The 20636-nt window shown below is 62.6% G+C and carries 17 protein-coding genes; 13 read left to right on the top strand and 4 right to left on the bottom strand.

The annotated features are described in order from the left end of the window. Positions 1 to 3 precede the first annotated feature (3 nt). Positions 4 to 771: a 3-hydroxyacyl-CoA dehydrogenase gene (locus IP85_RS00640; protein ID WP_054147732.1), complete on the bottom strand. Its 768-nt coding sequence runs from the start codon at positions 769 to 771 to the stop codon at positions 4 to 6. 141 nt (positions 772 to 912) lie between these two features. Between IP85_RS00640 and IP85_RS00635 the strand changes: the two genes are divergently transcribed. From IP85_RS00635 to IP85_RS00575, 13 genes are all read left to right on the top strand, one after another. Beyond that, a complete protein-coding gene (locus tag IP85_RS00635; RefSeq protein WP_054147731.1) occupies positions 913 to 1914 on the top strand; it encodes an AraC family transcriptional regulator in 1002 nt (333 codons plus the stop codon). Between the two features lie 159 nt (positions 1915 to 2073). After that, complete coding sequence (locus tag IP85_RS00630; protein ID WP_054147730.1) at positions 2074 to 3306, top strand: 3-methyl-2-oxobutanoate dehydrogenase (2-methylpropanoyl-transferring) subunit alpha; 1233 nt, start codon at positions 2074 to 2076, stop codon at positions 3304 to 3306. Position 3307: 1 nt separating this feature from the next. Beyond that, positions 3308 to 4321 (top strand): alpha-ketoacid dehydrogenase subunit beta, encoded by a 1014-nt coding sequence (locus IP85_RS00625; RefSeq protein ID WP_054147729.1) that lies wholly within the window; start codon positions 3308 to 3310, stop codon positions 4319 to 4321. 3 nt (positions 4322 to 4324) lie between these two features. Then, positions 4325 to 5593: a dihydrolipoamide acetyltransferase family protein gene (locus IP85_RS00620; protein ID WP_054147728.1), complete on the top strand. Its 1269-nt coding sequence runs from the start codon at positions 4325 to 4327 to the stop codon at positions 5591 to 5593. Positions 5594 to 5596: 3 nt separating this feature from the next. Then, positions 5597 to 6991, top strand: a complete 1395-nt coding sequence (lpdA, locus tag IP85_RS00615; protein WP_054147727.1) for a dihydrolipoyl dehydrogenase — start codon at positions 5597 to 5599, stop codon at positions 6989 to 6991. 44 nt (positions 6992 to 7035) lie between these two features. Beyond that, positions 7036 to 8199 carry an isovaleryl-CoA dehydrogenase gene (locus IP85_RS00610; protein ID WP_054147726.1) on the top strand — a complete coding sequence of 388 codons (1164 nt, stop codon included), beginning with the start codon at positions 7036 to 7038 and terminating at the stop codon, positions 8197 to 8199. Next, positions 8199 to 9794, top strand: a complete 1596-nt coding sequence (locus IP85_RS00605) for a carboxyl transferase domain-containing protein (RefSeq protein WP_054147725.1) — start codon at positions 8199 to 8201, stop codon at positions 9792 to 9794. The genes IP85_RS00610 and IP85_RS00605 overlap by 1 nt, the downstream gene beginning before the upstream one ends. 7 nt (positions 9795 to 9801) lie before the next feature. Next, on the top strand, positions 9802 to 11658 hold the full coding sequence (locus IP85_RS00600; RefSeq protein WP_054147724.1) for a biotin carboxylase N-terminal domain-containing protein: 1857 nt from the start codon (positions 9802 to 9804) through the stop codon (positions 11656 to 11658). Beyond that, complete coding sequence (locus tag IP85_RS00595; protein WP_054147723.1) at positions 11658 to 12110, top strand: MaoC family dehydratase; 453 nt, start codon at positions 11658 to 11660, stop codon at positions 12108 to 12110. The genes IP85_RS00600 and IP85_RS00595 overlap by 1 nt, the downstream gene beginning before the upstream one ends. Then, positions 12107 to 12946 carry a CoA ester lyase gene (locus IP85_RS00590; protein WP_054147722.1) on the top strand — a complete coding sequence of 280 codons (840 nt, stop codon included), beginning with the start codon at positions 12107 to 12109 and terminating at the stop codon, positions 12944 to 12946. Before IP85_RS00595 ends, IP85_RS00590 begins: the two co-directional genes overlap by 4 nt. A gap of 103 nt (positions 12947 to 13049) precedes the next feature. Next, entirely contained in the window at positions 13050 to 14171 is a 1122-nt protein-coding gene (locus tag IP85_RS00585; RefSeq protein WP_082347532.1) for an ABC transporter ATP-binding protein, read from the top strand. Between the two features lie 75 nt (positions 14172 to 14246). Further along, positions 14247 to 15227, top strand: coding sequence for an ABC transporter substrate-binding protein (locus IP85_RS00580; RefSeq protein ID WP_054147721.1), 981 nt, complete (start codon positions 14247 to 14249; stop codon positions 15225 to 15227). 7 nt (positions 15228 to 15234) lie between these two features. Beyond that, positions 15235 to 16947 (top strand): iron ABC transporter permease, encoded by a 1713-nt coding sequence (locus IP85_RS00575; RefSeq protein WP_054147720.1) that lies wholly within the window; start codon positions 15235 to 15237, stop codon positions 16945 to 16947. A gap of 40 nt (positions 16948 to 16987) precedes the next feature. Here IP85_RS00575 and IP85_RS00570 read toward each other — a convergent pair whose 3' ends face one another. The 3 genes from IP85_RS00570 to IP85_RS00560 form a co-directional block, all read right to left on the bottom strand. Next, positions 16988 to 18292, bottom strand: coding sequence for a cation:proton antiporter (locus IP85_RS00570; protein ID WP_054147719.1), 1305 nt, complete (start codon positions 18290 to 18292; stop codon positions 16988 to 16990). Between the two features lie 166 nt (positions 18293 to 18458). Further along, the gene (locus IP85_RS00565) at positions 18459 to 19730 is read right to left on the bottom strand and encodes an ATP-grasp domain-containing protein (RefSeq protein WP_054147718.1); all 1272 of its coding nucleotides are present in this window, start codon (positions 19728 to 19730) and stop codon (positions 18459 to 18461) included. Beyond that, complete coding sequence (locus IP85_RS00560; protein WP_156322683.1) at positions 19727 to 20617, bottom strand: EamA family transporter; 891 nt, start codon at positions 20615 to 20617, stop codon at positions 19727 to 19729. Before IP85_RS00560 ends, IP85_RS00565 begins: the two co-directional genes overlap by 4 nt. Between the last annotated feature and the right edge of the window lie 19 nt (positions 20618 to 20636).

The raw sequence follows: 20636 nt of genomic DNA, 5'->3' as shown, positions 1-20636 counted from the left end.
CGATCAGCGCGCGCCCATGCGGATGGCTCCATCGAGGCGGATGACCTCCCCGTTGAGCATCGTGTTTTCAATGATATGGCGGGCGAGGGCTGCGAATTCGACCGGCCTGCCGAGGCGGGGCGGAAAGGGCACGCTGGACGCGAGACCTTCGCGCACCTGCTCCGGCATGCCCGCCATCATCGGCGTTTCGAACACACCCGGCGCAATCGCCATGACGCGAATGCCGAACCGTGCGAGTTCACGGGCGATCGGCAGGGTCATGGCGGCGATCCCGCCTTTGGACGCTGCGTAGGCGGCCTGGCCGACCTGGCCGTCAAAGGCGGCCACGGAAGCAGTATTGATGATGACGCCACGTTCACCCTCCGCATCGGGTTCGTTCGTCTGGATCGCGGCAGCGGCGAGCCGGACCATGTTGAAGGTGCCGACAAGGTTGATCCCGATCGTGCGTTCGAAGCTCTCCAGCCCATGCGGCCCGTCGCGGCCGACAACCTTCTCCGCAGGCGCCACACCGGCGCAATTGATCAATCCCCGCACATTGCCGAAAGCTTTCGTCGCAGCCTCGATTGCCGCAGCGCCATCCTGCGCACGCGTCACGTCTGTTTCAAGAAAAGCAACGTTGTCGCCGATCTCCCGCGCAAGCGATGGCCCCCGATCGCGATCACGATCGGCAATCAAGACACGACCGCCCGCCTCGCTGATCATGCGCACCGTCGCCGCGCCAAGTCCGGAGCAACCGCCGGTCACGATGAAACAGCCATTCTCGATGCGCATCGACCCTCCTCCCCTTCAGTCCTCGCCTGAAGCTGCCGATGGCGCAAACTCTACTGCGTTTCACAGTTGCAACCGATGACGAAATTGATCCATTCTTGAGGCCACTTTTGCCACTGACGCACTTGAGGTCGAACGACGACCATGGCTGAGACCGAACGACATATGATCTCGACGGGTTTCGTCGAGGAGGCACTCGACAGCCTCAGACGCGCAGGCAGGCCCACAGAGCCGCTTCTGTCCCGGCTCGGTCTTCCGCCTGTCGTCGACCAACCGGTTTCGACCCAGACTTTCGGGCGCCTCTGGCTCGCAATTGCCGAGGAGCTGAATGACGAGTGTTTCGGTCTCGGCGAACGAACGATGCCACGCGGCAGCTTCACGCTCCTGTGCCATTGCGTGCTGCATGCGCCAACGCTGGAGCGAGCCCTGCGGCGGGCCTTGCGTTTTCTGAATGTCGTCCTGGGGGAACCGACAGGTCGGCTTGAGGTCCGCGACGGCACCGCAGTGATCGAGCTTTGCGAAACAGGAAAACCCCGCTCCGCCTTCGCCTATCGCAGCTACTGGATCATCCTGCATGGATTGACCTGCTGGCTGGTGGGAAGACGCATTCCGATCCGCCTTGTGGATTTTCGCTGCAGCGAACCGAAACTGAGTGCCGAACACCGGCTTTTCTTCGGCGCTCCCATTCGCTTCTCGCAACCGGTGAGCCGCCTCGGCTTCGATTCCTCCATGCTGGCCTTGCCGATCGCGCGCAACGAGCAGGCATTGCGGCAATTCCTTCGGGGAGCGCCGGCCAATATCCTGATCCGCTATCGCTATGACGCCGGCACGGCTGCCGCCGTCAGGCGCCGACTGAACCAGAAGGGGCCTGCGGATTGGGGCAGCTTTTCAGATCTGGCCCGCGATATGCGCATGTCATCTTCGACGCTGCGCCACCGCCTGCATGACGAAGGACAAAGCTATGCCAGCATCAAGGACGACATTCGCCGTGATCTTGCCAGGGACATGCTGATGAACACCCATGATACCGTTAGCGATATTGCCGCCCGCCTGGGGTATTCGGAACCGAGCGCCTTCTATCGGGCCTTCAAGAAATGGATGGGTGTGAGCCCCGAGGCTTTCCGCAAGAGTTCCAGATCTCTTTAGACGCCAGAAGCCGGCATCTGCTGTCCCATAAGACATATGGCAAAACTGGCCAAAGAATTGGATGCAGTTTTGTCATGGCTTGCCACTCACAAGACGCTTACCATTCACTTCGATTGATCTGCTCCTGGGGAGAGGAGCAGGTTTCACGGGAGGAGACTGATGGTGCAACCTGCGCATCTGAGCCTGCATGTCCCCGAACCTGCCGTTCGGCCGGGCGGCCAGCCCGATTTTTCCAACGTCAAGATTGCCAAGGCCGGATCGGTGCCGAGGCCTCCGGTCGATGCGGCCGCCGAGGACATCCGGGACCTCGCCTATTCGATCATTCGCGTTCTGAACCGCGATGGCGAGGCCGTCGGCCCTTGGGCAGGCCTGCTGACGGACGACGAACTGCGAACCGGCCTGCGCCACATGATGACGCTCCGAGCCTTCGACGCTCGGATGCTGATGGCACAGCGGCAGGGCAAGACCTCTTTCTACATGCAGCATCTCGGTGAGGAAGCCGTCAGCTGCGCCTTTCGCAAGGCACTTCAGAAGGGCGACATGAACTTCCCGACCTATCGGCAGGCCGGACTTCTGATCGCGGACGACTATCCAATGGTCGAGATGATGAACCAGATCTTCTCGAACGAGGCCGATCCCCTGCGCGGGCGACAGTTGCCGATCATGTACTCCTCCAAGGAACATGGCTTCTTCACCATTTCCGGCAATCTCGCCACCCAGTATGTCCAGGCTGTCGGCTGGGCCATGGCATCGGCGATCAAGAACGACAGCCGCATTGCCGCCGCCTGGATCGGCGACGGTTCGACAGCCGAGTCGGATTTTCACTCGGCTCTGGTTTTCGCCTCGACCTACCGGGCGCCCGTGGTCCTTAACGTCGTCAACAATCAGTGGGCCATCTCCACTTTTCAGGGCATTGCCCGCGGCGGTTCGGGCACTTTTGCCGCCCGTGGGCTGGGCTTTGGCATTCCGGCGCTCAGGGTCGATGGGAACGACTATCTCGCAGTCTATGCGGTCGCATGCTGGGCCGCCGAGAGGGCCAGGCGCAATCTCGGCCCGACGCTTGTCGAATACGTAACATATCGGGTCGGCGCGCATTCCACATCCGACGATCCGGGCGCTTACCGCCCGAAAACGGAATCCGAAGCCTGGCCTCTCGGGGATCCGGTGCTGCGGCTGAAGAAACACCTGATCAACAGAGGCGCATGGTCGGAGGAACGGCATGTGCAGGCCGAAGCCGAGATCATGGACGAGGTGATCACGGCCCAGCGCAAGGCCGAGGAAAACGGCACGCTGCATGCCGGCGGCAAACCTTCGGTGCGGGACATCTTCGAAGGTGTCTATGCCGAAATGCCGCCGCACCTGCGCCGCCAGCGTCAGAAGGCAGGATACTGACATGGCCAGAATGACGATGATCGAAGCGGTCCGCAGCGCCATGGACGTCTCCATGGAGCGCGACGACGACGTGGTCGTGTTTGGTGAGGACGTCGGTTATTTCGGCGGTGTGTTCCGCTGCACCCAAGGTCTGCAGGCAAAATATGGAAAGACCCGCTGCTTCGACACGCCGATCAACGAATCCGGCATCGTGGGAGCCGCAATCGGCATGGCGGCCTATGGCCTGAAGCCCTGCGTCGAGATCCAGTTCGCAGACTACATGTATCCCGCCTATGACCAGCTGACCCAGGAGGCGGCCCGCATCCGCTATCGGTCGAATGGCGACTTTACCTGCCCGATCGTGGTGCGCATGCCAACCGGCGGCGGCATTTTCGGCGGACAGACCCACAGCCAGAGCCCGGAAGCACTGTTCACCCATGTCTGCGGCCTGAAAGTGGTTGTCCCGTCCAATCCCTATGACGCCAAGGGCCTGCTGACCGCTGCGATTGCGGATCCGGATCCGGTCATCTTTCTGGAGCCCAAGCGCCTCTATAACGGCCCCTTCGACGGCCATCACGACCGGCCCGTGACGCCCTGGTCCCGCCATGAACTGGGCGAGGTGCCGGAAGGCTATTACACCATCCCGATCGGCAAGGCGGATATCCGCCGCGAGGGTTCCGCCGTTACCGTGATCACCTACGGGACCATGGTGCATGTGGCGCTGGCCGCAGCTGAGGAGACCGGCATCGACGCTGAAGTCATCGATCTCAGAAGCCTGATGCCGCTCGATCTCGACACGATCGTCAAGTCGGTCACCAAAACGGGCCGATGCGTCGTGGTGCATGAGGCGACACTGACCTCCGGTTTCGGCGGCGAAATCGTGTCGCTGGTGCAGGAGCATTGCTTCTACCATCTGGAAGCGCCGGTCATGCGCGTGGCCGGTTGGGATACGCCTTATCCGCATGCGCAGGAATGGGACTATTTCCCGGGACCTGCGCGGGTCGGCCGCGCGCTCATCGACGTCATGGAGGCCTGAGCCATGGGCGAATTCACGATCAAGATGCCCGATGTCGGCGAAGGCGTGGCGGAGGCTGAGCTTGTCGAGTGGATGGTGAAGATCGGTGATCCCGTGCGCGAGGACATGATGGTCGCCGCCGTGATGACCGACAAGGCGACCGTGGAGATCCCCACACCCGTCAGCGGCACAGTGCTCTGGCTTGGCGGCGAAGTGGGAGACACGATCGCGGTCAAGGCGCCCCTCATCCGGATCGCAACGGATGGTGCAGACGAGAAGCCGGCGACACCGGAGACGGTGGACGCGACAACCGAGCCGCAACAGGCAACGACAACCAACGAACCGGCACTCATGCCGCCCAAGTCTGCCACGCCGGCAGCACCAGCCACACCTCCGGCCCGACAACCCTCACCCGAATTCGACAAGCCGCTCGCCGCCCCCTCGGTCCGCCTGCTGGCGCGCGAGAACGGCATCGACCTGCGCCTGTTGCGCGGATCGGGTCCGGCCGGACGCATTCTGCGCGAGGATGTCGAGCACTATCTCGCTCGCGGTGCCGATCCAGCCCCTGCGGTCTCCGGGCTCGCCAAGAAGACCGCGCGGGAGGAGATCAAACTGACCGGCCTTCGGCGCCGGATCGCCGAGAAAATGGTCGTCTCCACCTCGCGCATTCCCCACATCACCTATGTGGAGGAAGTGGACGTCACAGCGCTTGAAGAACTGCGCGCCAAGATGAATGCCGAACGCCGGCCTGACCAGCCAAAGCTCACGCTCCTGCCCTTCCTGATGCGCGCAATGGCCAAGGCGGTCGTCGAGCAACCTGATGTCAACGCCACCTTCGACGACGATGCCGGCGTTCTCACCCGTTTCGGCGCGGTGCATATCGGCATCGCCACCCAGACCGCCGCCGGTCTTGCCGTGCCGGTGGTCAAGCATGCCGAGGCGCGCGGCATATGGGATTGCGCAAGCGAGATGAACCGGCTTGCAGAAGCCACCCGCGCCGGCACGGCGACGCGGGACGAGCTGACCGGCTCGACCATCACCATCACCTCGCTCGGAGCGCTTGGCGGCATTGTCTCGACCCCTGTGATCAACCACCCGGAAGTCGCCATCGTGGGCGTCAACAAGATCGCCATACGCCCCATCTGGGACGGCACGCAGTTTGTGCCGCGCAAGATGATGAACCTGTCTTCCAGCTTCGATCACCGCATCGTCGATGGCTGGAATGCTGCGACCTTCGTCCAGCGCCTGCGGGTGCTGATGGAGACCCCGGCGCTGATCTTTATAGAGGGCTGAGCCATGAAAGAGATTTTTTGCAAGCTCCTCGTCATCGGCGCCGGTCCAGGTGGCTATGTCTGCGCCATCAAGGCAGGACAGCTCGGCATCGATACCGTCATCGTTGAAGAGGGCCGTCCTGGCGGCACCTGCCTGACGATCGGCTGTATCCCGTCCAAGGCGCTGATCCATGCCGCAGAGACCTTCGACAAGGCGCGGGCGCTGTCCGCCGGCGAGAACGCGCTTGGCATCCGCGTCGAAGGCGCTTCCATCGATCTGTCCAAGACCATGGCCTGGAAGGACGCCATCGTCGGCCGGCTGACCGGTGGCGTCTCCGGCCTCCTGCAGAAGGCGCGGGTCAAGATCGTTCACGGCCGCGCCCGTTTTCGGGACGGCAAGACGGTGGAGGTGGAAACCGAGACCGGCCTGCAGGTCATCCGCGCAGAAACCATTGTGATCGCGACCGGCTCCGATCCCGTCGAGCTCCCGGCCCTTCCTTTCGGCGGCAAGGTCATTTCCTCCACCGAGGCGCTGTCACTGACCGAACTGCCCAAAAAGCTCGTCGTCGTGGGCGGCGGCTATATCGGACTGGAACTCGGAACCGCCTTCGCCCGCATGGGATCTGAAGTCACCGTGGTCGAGGCGACATCGCAGATCCTGCCGCTCTACGATGCCGATCTGGTCAAGCCGGTTCTGCGCAGGCTTGGCGAACGCGGCATCAAGGTGCTGACGGACGCAAGGGCCGTGGGGCTATCCGACACGGGCGAGGCACTGGTCGTCGAGACCGCCGAGGGACGGCGCGAACTGCCAGCAGACCGCATTCTCGTGGCCGTCGGTCGGCGGCCGCGCACCACGGGCTCAGGCCTCGAAGAACTCGATCTCGACCGGATCGGCTCGTTCCTGCAAGTCGATGACCGCTGCCACACATCCATGCGCGGGGTCTATGCGATCGGCGACGTGACCGGCGAGCCGATGCTGGCACATCGGGCCATGGCGCAGGGCGAAATGGTCGCCGAGATCGTCGCCGGGCGCAAGCGCGCCTGGGACAAGCGCTGCATACCCGCCATCTGCTTCACCGCCCCTGAAATCGTCAGCGCCGGCCTCTTGCCGGAGGAAGCCCGCAGCCATGGCTTCGATGTGAAAATCGGCCAGTTCCCTTTCACCGCCAATGGACGGGCGATGACGGTGGAGGATGAAGACGGCTTCGTTCGTGTCGTGGCGCGCGCTGATAGCCACGCCGTGCTGGGTCTGCAGGCCGTCGGGGCGGGTGTCTCCGAATTTGCCTCGACCTTTGCGATCGCCATCGAAATGGGTGCTCGGCTGGAGGACATAGCCGCCACCATCCATGCCCATCCCACACGCGGCGAAGCCCTGCAGGAAGCAGCACTCAAGGCGCTGGGACACGCACTGCACATATGACCGGCCTTCCGGTTCGCATGATCTAAAATCGCAGAGGAAGCCCCATGACCGAATTGGACTTCAGGCTTGGCGAAACAGCGGAGATGATCCGCGACACGACCGCGCGCTTTGCCCGCGAGCGCATCGCTCCGATCGCTACGGACGTCGATAAGCATGATCGTTTCCCGGTCGAACTCTGGCCGGCCATGGGCGCGCTCGGCCTGCATGGCATGACTGTTGCAGAAGCGGACGGCGGCCTTGGCCTTGGCTATCTCGACCATGTCGTTGCCTGCGAGGAAATCAGTCGCGCTTCGGCCTCAGTGGGCCTGTCCTATGGCGCACATTCCAATCTCTGCATCAACCAGATCGCACGCTGGGGTTCGGATGAGCAGAAAGCGAAGTATCTGCCCGGCCTGATATCCGGCGACCATGTCGGCAGTCTCGCCATGTCCGAAGCCGGCGCCGGATCCGACGTTGTCTCCATGCGGCTGCGCGCCGACAGAGTCGAGGGCGGCTTCCGCCTGAACGGCACCAAATTTTGGATCACCAATGCCCCCTATGCCCAAACGCTCGTGGTCTATGCGAAGACTGAGCCGCAGGCTGGATCGAAAGGCATCACGGCCTTTCTCATCGAAAAGGATTTCACCGGCTTCTCGATCGGCCAGAAGATCGACAAGGTCGGTATGCGTGGTTCTCCCACGGCGGAACTTGTTTTCGAGGACTGCTTTGTCCCACATGAAAACATCATGGGTCCGCTGAACGGCGGCGTGAAGGTGCTGATGTCCGGCCTCGACTACGAGCGGGTCGTGCTTTCGGGAATCCAGCTCGGCATCATGCAGGCCTGCCTCGACGTCGTCCTGCCCTATGTCAGGGAGCGCCGGCAGTTTGGCCGAGCGATCGGAAGCTTCCAGCTGATGCAGGCCAAGATCGCCGACATGGTCGTGGCGCTGAACTCCGCCCGCGCCTATGTCTATGCCGTGGCGCGGGCCTGCGATGCCGGCCAGACGACGCGCCAGGACGCCGCCGGCGCAATTCTCTATGCCTCGGAAAGCGCGGTGAAGGTCGCCGAACAGGCGATCCAGGCCCTGGGTGGCGCGGGCTACACGAAGGATTGGCCGGTCGAACGCTACTGGCGCGATGCAAAACTCCTCGATATCGGCGCGGGCACCAACGAGGTGCGCCGGATGCTGATCGGCCGGGAGGTCATCGGCGCGGGAGAGACAAGCTGATGCCGATACTCTCGACCATGCTCGACCGCGACAGCGAAGGCTTCAAGGCCAATGCGGCCCGCAACGCCGCGCTTGCCGAAGAACTGCGGTCGAAGGTGGCCACCGCCGCATTGGGCGGGGCTGAAAGCCATCGCCAACGTCATGTCGCGCGTGGCAAGCTTCTGCCCCGCGACCGCGTGTTGCGGCTCCTCGACCCCGGCTCCCCTTTCCTGGAGATCGGGCAACTGGCGGCAGGCGGCATGTATGGTGACGAGGCGCCGGGCGCGGGCATGATCACGGGCATAGGCCGTGTCTCCGGTCGCGAATGCATGATCGTCGCCCATGATCCGACGGTGAAGGGCGGCGCCTATTTCCCGATGACGGTAAAGAAGCACCTGAGAGCCCAGGAGATCGCCTCTGAAAACCGCCTGCCCTGCATCTATCTGGTGGATTCCGGCGGCGCCAACCTGCCGCATCAGGCCGAGGTCTTCCCCGACCGCGATCATTTCGGCCGGATCTTCTACAATCAGGCGCAGATGTCTGCCGCCGGGATTCCGCAGATCGCCTGCGTTATGGGAAGCTGCACCGCGGGCGGCGCCTATGTGCCTGCCATGTCCGATGAGACGGTGATCGTCCGCAACCAGGGCACCATCTTTCTCGCCGGCCCACCTCTGGTCAAGGCCGCAACCGGCGAGGTGATCTCGGCCGAAGATCTGGGTGGTGCTGATGTCCACGCCCGCAAGTCCGGCCTTGTCGACCATGTCGCCGAGAACGACGAACACGCGCTTCTGATCGTGCGCGACGTCGTGGCGACACTGAACCGGCCAAAGACGGTGGACATCGAGCTTGCCAAGCCGCGCCCTCCCCTGTTCGACCCGAGTGAGCTCTACGGGGTGGTCCCGCAGGACCTGCGCACACCCTATGACGTGCGCGAGGTGATCGCCCGTCTCGTCGATGGGTCCGAACTGCAGGAGTTCAAGCCGCTCTACGGGGCAAGCCTTGTCTGCGGTTTTGCCCGTCTCTGGGGCATGCCCATCGCCATCCTCGCCAACAATGGCGTCCTGTTTTCCGAAAGTGCCCTGAAGGGCGCCCACTTCATCGAACTCGCCTGCCAGAGGCGCATTCCGCTGCTCTTCCTGCAGAACATTTCTGGCTTCATGGTCGGCGGGAAATACGAGGCGGAAGGCATCGCCAAACACGGCGCCAAGCTGGTGACCGCAGTCGCGGGCGCACAGGTGCCGAAAGTCACCGTGCTGATCGGCGGCAGTTTCGGGGCCGGCAATTACGGCATGTGCGGCCGCGCCTTTCAGCCACGCTTCCTGTTTTCCTGGCCCAATGCGCGCATTTCGGTGATGGGAGGCGAGCAGGCCGCCTCTGTGCTGGCGACCGTCCATCGCGACGCCGAAGGCTGGACGGCTGAGCAGGCCGAGGCCTTCAAGGCGCCGATCCGCCAGAAATACGAGGACGAAGGCAACCCCTATTACGCGACGGCCCGGATGTGGGACGACGGCATAATCGACCCCGCCCAGACCCGCGACGTGCTTGGCGTCGCCCTTTCCGCAACGCTGAACGCCCCGATCCCAGAACGGGCGCAGTTCGGCATTTTCCGGATGTGAGGCGAAGATGATGGAAAGCCTCTTGATTGCCAATCGCGGTGAAATCGCAAGGCGGATCATTCGCACGGCAAAACGGCTCGGCATCCGAACGATTGCGGTGCATTCGGATGTGGATGCTGGCATGGCGTTCGTGCGCGAGGCCGATGAGGCGCTGCCGATCGGTCCGGCGCCGGCCCGCGACAGCTACCTGCGGCAGGACCGCATTCTCGAAGCGGCGAGCAGGAGCGGCGCTCAGGCGATCCATCCCGGATATGGCTTCCTGTCGGAAAATGCCGAGTTTGCCGAAGCCGCGATGGCCGAGGGTCTGGTCTGGGTCGGGGCGCCACCGGCGGCCATCCGGGCCATGGGCCTGAAAGATGCCGCCAAACAGCGGATGATCGCAGCCGGCGTGCCGGTCACACCCGGTTATCTCGGAGAAGACCAGAGCCCGGAACGACTGCAGCGCGAAGCCGATACCATCGGCTATCCGGTGCTGATCAAGGCGGTGGCCGGCGGCGGTGGCAAGGGCATGCGCCGCGTCGAGCGGACGGAGGATTTTGCAACAGCGCTCGCCAGTTGCCGGCGCGAGGCGGCGTCCTCCTTCGGCGATGACCGCGTGCTGATCGAGAAATACATCCTCTCACCGCGTCATATCGAGGTGCAGGTTTTTGGCGACACCAAGGGCAATGTCGTACATCTCTTCGAACGCGACTGCTCGCTGCAACGCCGCCACCAGAAGGTGATCGAGGAAGCACCGGCGCCCGGTATGGATGCCGTGACCCGGCATGCGGTCTGCCAGGCGGCTGTCAAGGCCGCCCGCGCGGTCAATTATGTCGGCGCAGGTACGATCGAGTTCATCGCCGACGCCTCCGAGGGCCTGCGTGCTGATCGCATCTGGTTCATGGAAATGAACACGCGTCTCCAGGTCGAGCATCCCGTGACCGAGGCGATCACCGGACAGGATCTGGTCGAATGGCAATTGCGCATCGCATCTGGCGAGCCTCTGCCATTGAATCAGGATCAGCTTTCCATCACCGGCTGGGCCATGGAAGCCAGGCTCTATGCGGAAAATCCGGCAACCGGTTTCCTGCCGTCGATCGGCATGCTCGACCATCTGCGACTGCCGGATACGCTTCGGATCGACAGTGGCGTGGAACAAGGCGACGAGATCACCGCCTATTACGACCCGATGCTGGCCAAACTCATCAGCCACGGCGCCAGCCGGCAAGAGGCGATCCGCAAGCTTTGCGAAGGTACGGGCAAGGTTGAGGTCTGGCCGGTGCACAGCAATGCCGGTTTCCTCGTCCGCACGCTCCGCCATCCCGACTTCCTGGCAGGTGCCGTCGACACTGGCTTCATCGAGCGACATGTCGAAGACCTTGTGCCACCAGGTGGACCGGCTGAAGCGGTTTTGCAGGCCGCTGCAACGGCCCTGTTGCCGAAACAATCGCAGGATGTCTGGACGGCTCTGACGGGGTTTCGCCTCAATGCCGAGATCGACCGGCAGGTCGCCGTCGACATTGGAAAGAGGCCTTATCTGGTTCAGGTGAATGGCGCTCAAACGACGGTCCGAATGGAAAACGGGGTTCTTTTCCATGATGGCGAGGCGTGGGAGTTCGGAACACCGCGGGCCGGGCATGCTGGTCATGGCGGAGGCCCCAGCGACGGCGCCATCATCGCGCCAATGCCGGGTATCATCATCGCCGTTTCCGTTGCCAAGGGTGACCTCGTCAAACGCGGCCAGCCGCTGATCGCCATCGAGGCCATGAAAATGGAGCAGGTGCTGCATGCGCCTTTCGATGGCACAGTTGCCGAACTGAAAGCCTGCCTGGGGAACCAGGTGGTCGAGGGCAGCCTGCTCGTCAGGATCGAGGGAGACGGATGATGGCCGGACGCTATTTCGAAGACTGGAAACTGGGCGACAGGATCTCTCACGAGATCCGGCGCACTGTGACCGAAACGGACAACCTGATGTTCACGCTGATGACCCACAATCCGCAGCCGCTGCATCTCGATGTCGAAGCGGCGAAGGCGAGCGAATTCGGCCAGATCCTCGTCAACGGCACCTTCACCTTTTCGCTGATGGTCGGCCTGTCGGTCGGCGATACCACGCTCGGCACACTGGTTGCCAATCTGGGCTACGAAAAGGTCGTCATGCCGAAGCCGGTCTTCATCGGCGACACGATGCGGGCAGAAACCGAGATCGCAGACCTCAGAGAAAGTCGATCACGCCCGACCGCTGGCATCGTCACCTTCCGGCATGAGCTCTTCAACCAGCGCAACGAGCTGGTCTGCCAGTGCCTGCGCTCCGCACTCGTCTCGCGGAGACCGCAATGAGGCTGCGCTCGCTGCTCTTCGTGCCGGGCGACAGACCCAATCGCATGGAGAAGGCACTCGGCTGCGGCGCCGATGCCCTGATCCTGGACCTCGAGGATTCCGTGACGCTGGACGCCAAGCCTGCGGCCCGGCGGGCGGCGGCGGACTTCCTCCGCCTGACCAAAGGCAGGATCCCGCTTCTCGTCCGTATCAACCCGCTCGACAGCGGCCTTCTGGACGATGATCTCGCAGCGATCCTTGAAGTGCCGCCGGACGGGCTGGTGCTGCCGAAGGCGGAGGGGGCTTCAACGGTAGAAGCCCTGAGCGCAAAAGCGCCCGGCATCCCCATCCTGCCGATCGCGACCGAGACACCGGCCGCGATCTTCCAGCTGGGCTCCTACACATCCGTCAGCGACCGGCTTGTCGGCCTGACCTGGGGCGCGGAAGACCTGCCGGCGGCCATCGGGGCGCTTGGCGCACGCGACGAGACGGGCCGCTACACCGCCCCTTACGAACTCGCCCGCTCCCTGACCTTGTTTGGCGCCCACGCGGCCGGCGTGGCTGCGATCGAGACCGTTTACCCCGCGCTTGCCGATGCGGACGGGCTTGCGGCCTATGCGCGGCGCGCCCGCTTCGACGGCTTCAATGGCATGATGGCGATCCATCCCGCGCAGGTGCCCGTCATCAACCAGGCATTCACGCCTTCCGCAAAGGAATTGGCCGAGGCCCAGGCGATCGTCGACGCATTTGCCGCCAATCCCAATTCAGGCGCGCTCCGTTTCGCTGGCCGAATGATCGACGCACCGCATCTCAAACAGGCGAAACGTCTGCTTGAATACACGGATGACAGGCCCTGAAATTGATTGCCACAAGCTCACCACCGAGGAGCTAAGCCAGCGGCTTCATCCAGACGTCATCTGAACGTGGCAAAGGACGAGGGAAACTCGGGAGCCCAAAGCCTTGCCGCGTCTTACTCTTTCCACCGTCACCAAGCGATTCGACGATTTTCAGGCTGTCGACGGCGTCTCGCTCACAATCCCCGACGGTGCATTTCTCGCCCTGCTCGGTCCTTCGGGCTCAGGCAAGACCACCGTGCTGCGGCTGATCGCGGGGCTGGAGGCGCCTGACGGGGGCGAAATTCGCTTCAACGAGACGATCGTCGCCGGTGATGGTACCTTCCTTCCTCCAGAGAAGCGTGGGATCGGCATGGTATTTCAGTCCTATGCGCTGTGGCCGACGATGACCGTGCGCGGCAACATCGAATTTGGCCTGAAGGTCGGCGGATTGAAACCCCGGGAACGCGCCGCACGGATCGAGGAGGTGCTGAAGGTCGTCGGCCTCGCGGGTCTCGGCGACAGACGCCCGCACGAGCTGTCCGGCGGACAGCGTCAGCGCGTGGCGCTGGCCCGCTCGCTTGCGACCCGACCAAATCTGATCCTCCTCGACGAGCCGCTCGCCAACCTCGACGCGCATCTACGCGAGGCGATGCTTGCCGAATTCCGTCGCATCCACAGCCTGACCGGCTCCACCTTCGTCTTCGTCACCCATGACCAGGACGAGGCCATGGCGGTCGCGACCCATGTAGCCGTCATGGACCACGGTCGGCTGGAGCAATTGGCAACGCCGGAGGAGCTCTACCGGAAGCCGGCCTCGCCGATGGTCGCCCGCTTCATCGGGCGCGGTCGCACACTGCCGGTCCGGGTGCTCAAATCGGAAGGCGGCCGGACCCGGGTGATGCTTGGCCAGCAACTTCTCGACATGCCGGGAAATGCACCCGTCGGCTATGGCTGGCTCTGCTTTCATGCCTCGGATCTCAAGCGCGTCAACGAGGGCGGACATCTGAAGACCGAACTCGTCGGCCAGGTCTTTCAGAACGGCAGCCTTCTCAGCCATTGCCTGCCGACCGAGATCGACGGCGACGTCGTCAGCCTGCCACTCGACGAGCGGATCGCGCCGGGCACGCCGATCGAACTTGTCATCACGGACGGCTGGGTGATCGGCGAAGGCGGGGGCACGCCCAGCAACGGCGATGTCACACGAAGATCATCGACCTGTCGTCCGGGCGTCATCTCGCTGCGCTAGGCGACAACTCCTGCCGCCCAAGGGCCGGCATTCGACAGTTTCCGGGCCTGCTCCGCCCCCTTCAATGAGGTTTCCATGTTTATCCGCACGCTCCTCACCACCACGACGATCCTTGCCGGTCTCGCCTTCACCGCACAGGCCCAGGACACGATCACCGTCTATACCTCGCAGCCGCAGGATCAGATGACCCAGGTCATCGAAGCCTTCAACGCCGACCACCCGGAAATCAAAGTGGAGCTCTTCCGCTCCGGCACCACCGAAGTCATGGCCAAGCTGCAGGCCGAATATGCCGCCGGCAATAGCCCCGCCGACGTCATTCTGATCGCCGACACTGTCGCGATGACCCAGCTGAAGAACGACGACCGCCTGCTCGCCTTCACCGACGCTGCGGTCGAGGGCATCGATCCTGCCTTCATCGATGCCGACAAGACTTTCTTCGGCACCAAGGTGATCACCACGGGCATCGTTTACAACACCGACCTCGTGAAGACGGCCCCGACGAGCTGGAACGACCTGCTCGCGGCTGACGCTGCCAAGAGCCTGATCATGCCGAGCCCGCTTTATTCGGGTGCCGCCGTCATCCATGTCGGCACCATGACGCAGCAACCGGAATTCGGCTGGGCATACTATGAGAAGCTGGCAGAGGCCGGCGCCGTTGCCGGTCAGGGCAATGGCACGGTCATCGAGGCCGTTGCGCGCGGCGAGAAGGCCTATGGCATCATTATCGAATACATGGCGCTCAATGCAAAGAAGAAGGGCTCGCCCGTCGACTTCGTCTTCCCGGCCGAAGGCGTGAGCTCGATCACCCAGCCGGTTGCCGTATTGAAGGGCTCGGATGCAGTGGACGCTGCCAAGACCTTCGTCGCCTGGCAGCTGTCGAAGACCGCGCAGGAACAGGCGACCGCCCAGGGTTACTTCCCGATCCTGCCCGGCGTCACCCAGCCCGAAGGCTATCCGGCTCTCACGACGCTGAAGATCCTACCTGCCGACAGCGACGCCATGCTGAAGGCCGACACCGAGAACAAGGAAAAGTTCGCCGAGCTCTTCGGCGGCTGATCCCGCCATGCGTAACACCGCCTGGGGCAAGACCCGAAAGGCTATGCCGGTTTGGGGAGGCGAGCATCTGCTCGTCTCCCTTCTCGTTCTCTACGTCGCCGCAACAACGCTCTGGCCGCTCGCCCGGCTGTTTGCCAGCGCCTTCCAGCCCGGCGAGGACGGTACACCGCTCGGGTTGATGCTTGCCACCTTGTCCAGTCGCTCGACGCTCAGGGCGCTTTGCGGCACGCTGCAGACGGCCCTTCTGTCTGTCGTCGTCTCGACGCTCATCGGCGTGGCGCTTGCCTTTGCCGTCAGCCTGCTCAAGCTCAGGACACGCGCAGCGCTGACCTTCCTCATCCTGATGCCGCTGATCGTGCCGTCGCAAACCATGGCGCTCGCCTGGATCGAACTCTTCGGCGCACAATCACCGATCCTCAAACCACTTGGCCTTGCCGCAGCGCCGGGTTCTACCAATCCACTCTATTCAGTGGGCGGAATAGCACTGGTGATGGGCATCGAGCACATGCCGCTCGTCTTCATCGCGGTGCGGGCCGCCTTGCGGGCTCTGCCATCCGACCTGATCGAGGCCGCGCGGATTCTCGGCATCCCGCCACGGCGTATCGGAACCGGCATCGTGCTCCCGATCGTCATGCCCTCGGTGCTGGCCGGCAGCCTGATCGCCTTTACCGCCGCGATCGGCAATTTCGGCGTGCCGGCACTGCTCGGCATTCCCGGCCGCATTTCTGTCCTGACGACTCTGATTTACCAGCGCCTCAACGGCTTTGGTCCGGCAGCGGCTGGCCAGGTGGCAACGCTGGCCCTCGTGCTCACCGCAATGGCGGCGATCGCGATCGTCATGCGCAATGTCGTTGCAACCCGTCTCGCCGTGCCATTGCCGGCGGGCGCCCCCTTCGTCGCGCGACGCAGCGCACCCGTGATCGAGATCCTGATCTGGATCCTTGTGCTGATCCTGTCTCTGGTCCCACTGGCGGCCCTCACGATGACCGCGTTCTTGCCGGCCATAGGCGTGGCATTCGGGCCAGATACGATCAGCCTCGATCAGTTCCACGCTGTCCTCGACAATCAGACTGTAAGACGCGCCTTTGCCAATTCGCTTTTGCTCGCGTTGATCACGGCTGCCATCTCAATGCTCGTCGCCGTGCCGCTGGCGTTTGTGTCCAGGCGGCGGCAGAACCCGGTATTGCGACTGCTGGACATCATCATCGAAGCTCCCTGGGTTGTTCCCGGAACAGTCGTCGCCCTTGGCATGATCCTCGCCTTCCTGAAGCCTCTGCCGCTTGTCGGGATCTCGATCTATGGAACGATGATGATCCTCGTCATCGCCTACTTGGCGCGCTTCCTGCCACTGGTCCTGCGGCCGGTTGCTGCCGCGGCACAGTCAGCCGATCCGTCGCTTGACGAAGTCGCCCGCGTGACAGGCGCCGGGCTGTTGCGCCGCATCCTGGCGATCTTCCTGCCGGGTGTATTGCCCGCCGCGGCGGCCGGCGCGATCCTCGTGGTGATGACGGCGTTGAACGAACTGACGCTCTCGGCCCTGCTCTGGTCGTCCGGCAACGAAACGATCGGGGTCATGATCTTTGCCCTGCAATACGAAGGCAACTCCACCGCAGCAGCCGCGGTCGCCGTCCTGTCGACGCTTCTGGTCCTCATCCTCGCCGCTATCGCCACGGCCGCCGCCCACCGTCTGCCGCGGGGCACTCTGCCCTGGGTCGATTGATCCAGACGGAGCGGCGATCGCGGTTTTGCTGCCCTAGTATTCAGAGTTTGTTCCCTTGGTGGGGCAATGGCACTCGACCGTTCCGCAGCTCCGACCGGAGATACAGATCCGTCATCACGGCGGTGAGAATCGAGGTCAGCGTCAGCGCCATGAAACCCGTGATGCTGACAAGGCCGGCGGAATAGGATGCGGCCGCAAGGACCAGCCCCGGTCCGCCCCGGGTATTCATGGCGATGCCAAAGCCTAAACTGGACCAGCTTGGCTGGCGCAGGAAACCTGTCGTGACGGCGACAGACCCGATCTTGATCGCGGAGGTCCAAAGCAGGAAGACGACGATCATCGCGAAATCGGGCGTTGTTGTCAGGTTGATGCTGAAACCGACGCAGATGAAATAGACCGGGGCGCTGAAAGTGCCGGCCAGTTTTTCCAGGCGATCGAGGCCCTCCGCGATATGGTCGCGAGCGGAACCGGCGACAAGCCCAGCGAGAACCATTCCGACGATCGGCTCGAGGCCAACCAGCATGGTAAAGGCAAGGGTGCCGCCCGCGACAGCGAGCGCGAAGAGAAAATCGAGCCAGCTGTTGCGCTGAAGCGCAGCCGCACCCCACCGAGCAAGCGGAATGCCGATACCGAGTGTCAGCCCTATGAGAGCGATCGCTCGCAGGATTTGCCAGCCGGCCGTGCCGATATCCGCCCCGCCACTCGAAGAAATCGAAAGGGCAATCGAGAAGATGATCCAGACCACAACGTCGACAATGCAGGCCGAAAGCAGAAGGCTTTTGCCAAAGCGAGACTTGAGCAAACCGTTACTCAGCAGGATCTTGGTCAGGAACGGAATGGACGTCACCATCGTGCCGAGGCTCAAGACCAGGAAATGTGCAAAACGGGTGTGTTCATCGGTATCGACGAACAACGGGTCAGGCGCGAACTTGGCTATGGCGGGGGCCGATAGCAGGGCGAGGAAGAATGCCAGGACGCAGCCTGTCACCAGACTGCCGACCTCCTTCGCGTGACTGCCAAGGCCCTCGAAACGCAGATTTGCACAGCTCGGCATCATGAAGAAAAACAGAGCGACGAATTGGATCGCAACGAAGCTGTCGTTTTGTTTCGTCAACAGCGCCATGCTGTCCGGGAAGAAGGTACCGCAGACCGTTTTCACCAGGAACCCGGCACATATGTAGAGCAGGAAATCCGGTAGCAATGCCGACTGCGGGCCCTTGAGAAACATCCGGCACAGGCCCCAGCAAAGCGCGATCGCAGGCAGCATGATCGCGAAGGCATGTAGGTACTCCGGGGTCTCTGGCACGGCGGCCTCCATCGATACTGAATAGAGAACAACAGGCATTGGAAAATCGTCTCCCGACCGCTCCGATCGAAAGCCATCCTGGGTGCGGGCAATTCCAGCAAAAATGGCGGGCCGTCTTGCGTGCGGAACTGGAGAAACTGGGGCCGGAGCGTCATGCTATAGTGATGCGTTGAAGTCTGCCGGCGGTCTGCTCATGCATGGTTCGTCATGTGTGGGCCAATGGCGTAAGGTCGATCTCGATCGACGTAAAAATCCTGTCCGCAAGAGTGAGTGCATCGTCCAGGCTGTTGCCCTTCGTCCCCAGGAACCCGAGCACATCATTACCCAGCGGTGGCCGGTAGACCGTGCCGCCAGGTTTCGGAACGACCTGGAAGTTTATGACACCCGGCATGTTTCGCACACCCGGAGGAACGGACAGCTTCTCGACATGACCTTCGTCACACAACATGGTCAGGGCAATCGAGACCTCACCCGTCGGCTTTAGCGGCGGGACGTCCACACTTCGTCCCTCCGCCACCGTCAGGGCGGCACTGACGGGGCAGTAACCGTAGGATGCCTCAGAGGTGTATTGGATCGAGCCGCCCCCCGGACGGGCCGCTATCTCGAGAATGTAGGGGCTTCCGTGATGGAAGCGGACCTCGGCATGCAGAACGCCGAGACCGATACCCTGCGATATGGCGCCAAGCCGGATCGCCTCACGCACCAACTCAATCTGATTTGCCGAAAGAGCCGTCGGCATCTTGTAGAGATCGGCGTCGAAGGTTTCGGAATCGATCGACAGTCGGTCGGCGATGGCGCCGAGCTGGAGAGTGTCCCCCTCGATGACGGCTTCGACTGCATGTTCCGATCCGTCGAGAAAGCTTTCGACCAGAAGAGTGCAAGGTCCGATATCCTCGGATTTGGCCTCGAACCGGCTGAACGAGGCGGATTTGCTTCCCTCCATCGCCGCGGCGAAACGGTTCTCCATCTCCGCTGGACCGGAAATCTTGTAAACATGCTGGGCTAGGGCGCCGAGCGTCGGCTTGAGGATGACCGGGTATCCGATCTCCTTGGCGGCGACCAGAGAATCCTCCAGCGTATCGCAGCGGGCAAATTGCGGATGGGGTGCCCCGCCGGCCTGATGTGCAAGACGCATGAACCATTTGTTGCGGCTGTTTTGCGCAGCCTTCAGGCCCAGACCAGGCAACTGAAGCGCCTCGGCAATGCTTGCGGTGGCGATTACGGATGCCTCGTCTGTCGTCATGACCGCGTCGAAGCCGACCTCGCGGTGCCATTCTTCCGCAGCCTTGCGCAAATCGTCCAGAAACTTGCTCGGCACGCGCCTGATATCGGCAAAGCTGTAGGGATCGACCGCTTCGCTGCTCGTGAGATAAAAGATCGCATAGCCGTGCCTTCGCAGGATATCAAAGCGGGGATAGTTGCCGGCCCCGCGGGCGTGAACCTCGACGATCAGTAGTCTTCTTTCCTCTGTGCTCATTTCCTGGGCCTCCTGCCGAAATGAAGTGTTTTGATCTGGTCGTGCATGTAGATGCCCACCACGCTGAGCAAGATCATGGCTCCCCCGAAAGCCAGTTCCGGCGTCAGGACTTCACCAAGCAGGAAGACGGAAAGGAGCACCCCGTTGAGGGGCACGATCAGCGTCATCGGAAGCACGGTCCCGACCGGATATTTTTGCAGCAGGTAATACCAGAACCCGTAAGCGAAAACGCCCGACAGTGCAGAAGTGTAGAGAAGCGCGAGGATGGAATTCAGGGGTATCTGCGCGATCGCCACCCATTGGTTTCCCTCGAAGATATAGGACAGCAGGAACATCTGCGGCGCGGCCAGCAGGTTGACCCAGGTGTTGATCGTGAAACCCGGCATGCCCTTTACTTTTTTCACCATGATCTGGGCATAGGCGAAGATGAAAGCTGCAATCACCACCGATACGAGGGCAAGCGACACGGAGAACTCTGCCTTCTGCCACAGGGTCACCGTCAACCCAGCGATCGCAAGAAGGATGCAGGTGAAGCGCAGATAGCTGAACTGCTCCCCGAACAGCAGAATCCCCAGGATCACCCCGAAGAGGACATTGAGCTGGTAGACGATCGTCGAGGCGCCGGCGCCGGCGCCACGGATGCCATACATCAGGAAGGCGAAGTGAATGGTTCCGAGAACGAGTGAGATGATCAGCAGATAGGAAAGGTTCTTTCCTGGCATCCTGAGGAATGGCAATCCGCAGATGCCGGCAATGAGGAAACGCCAGCCGCAAAAGAACAGGACGTCGATACCATTCAGCCCGATCTTGGTCGCCACGAAGTTGCCGGACCACAGTGCCAGCACGACGAGAAGCGCCAAAGTGTCCAATGGTGATAGAGCTTTCATGTCAGGCTCCACAAAAAAT

It is taken from the genome of Rhizobium sp. AAP116, assembly GCF_001295785.1.
In the GTDB taxonomy this organism is placed as follows: Bacteria; Pseudomonadota; Alphaproteobacteria; order Rhizobiales; family Rhizobiaceae; genus Allorhizobium.
The sequence above is the reverse complement of the archived record's forward strand: the minus strand, read 5'-3'. Positions and strand labels throughout refer to the sequence as shown.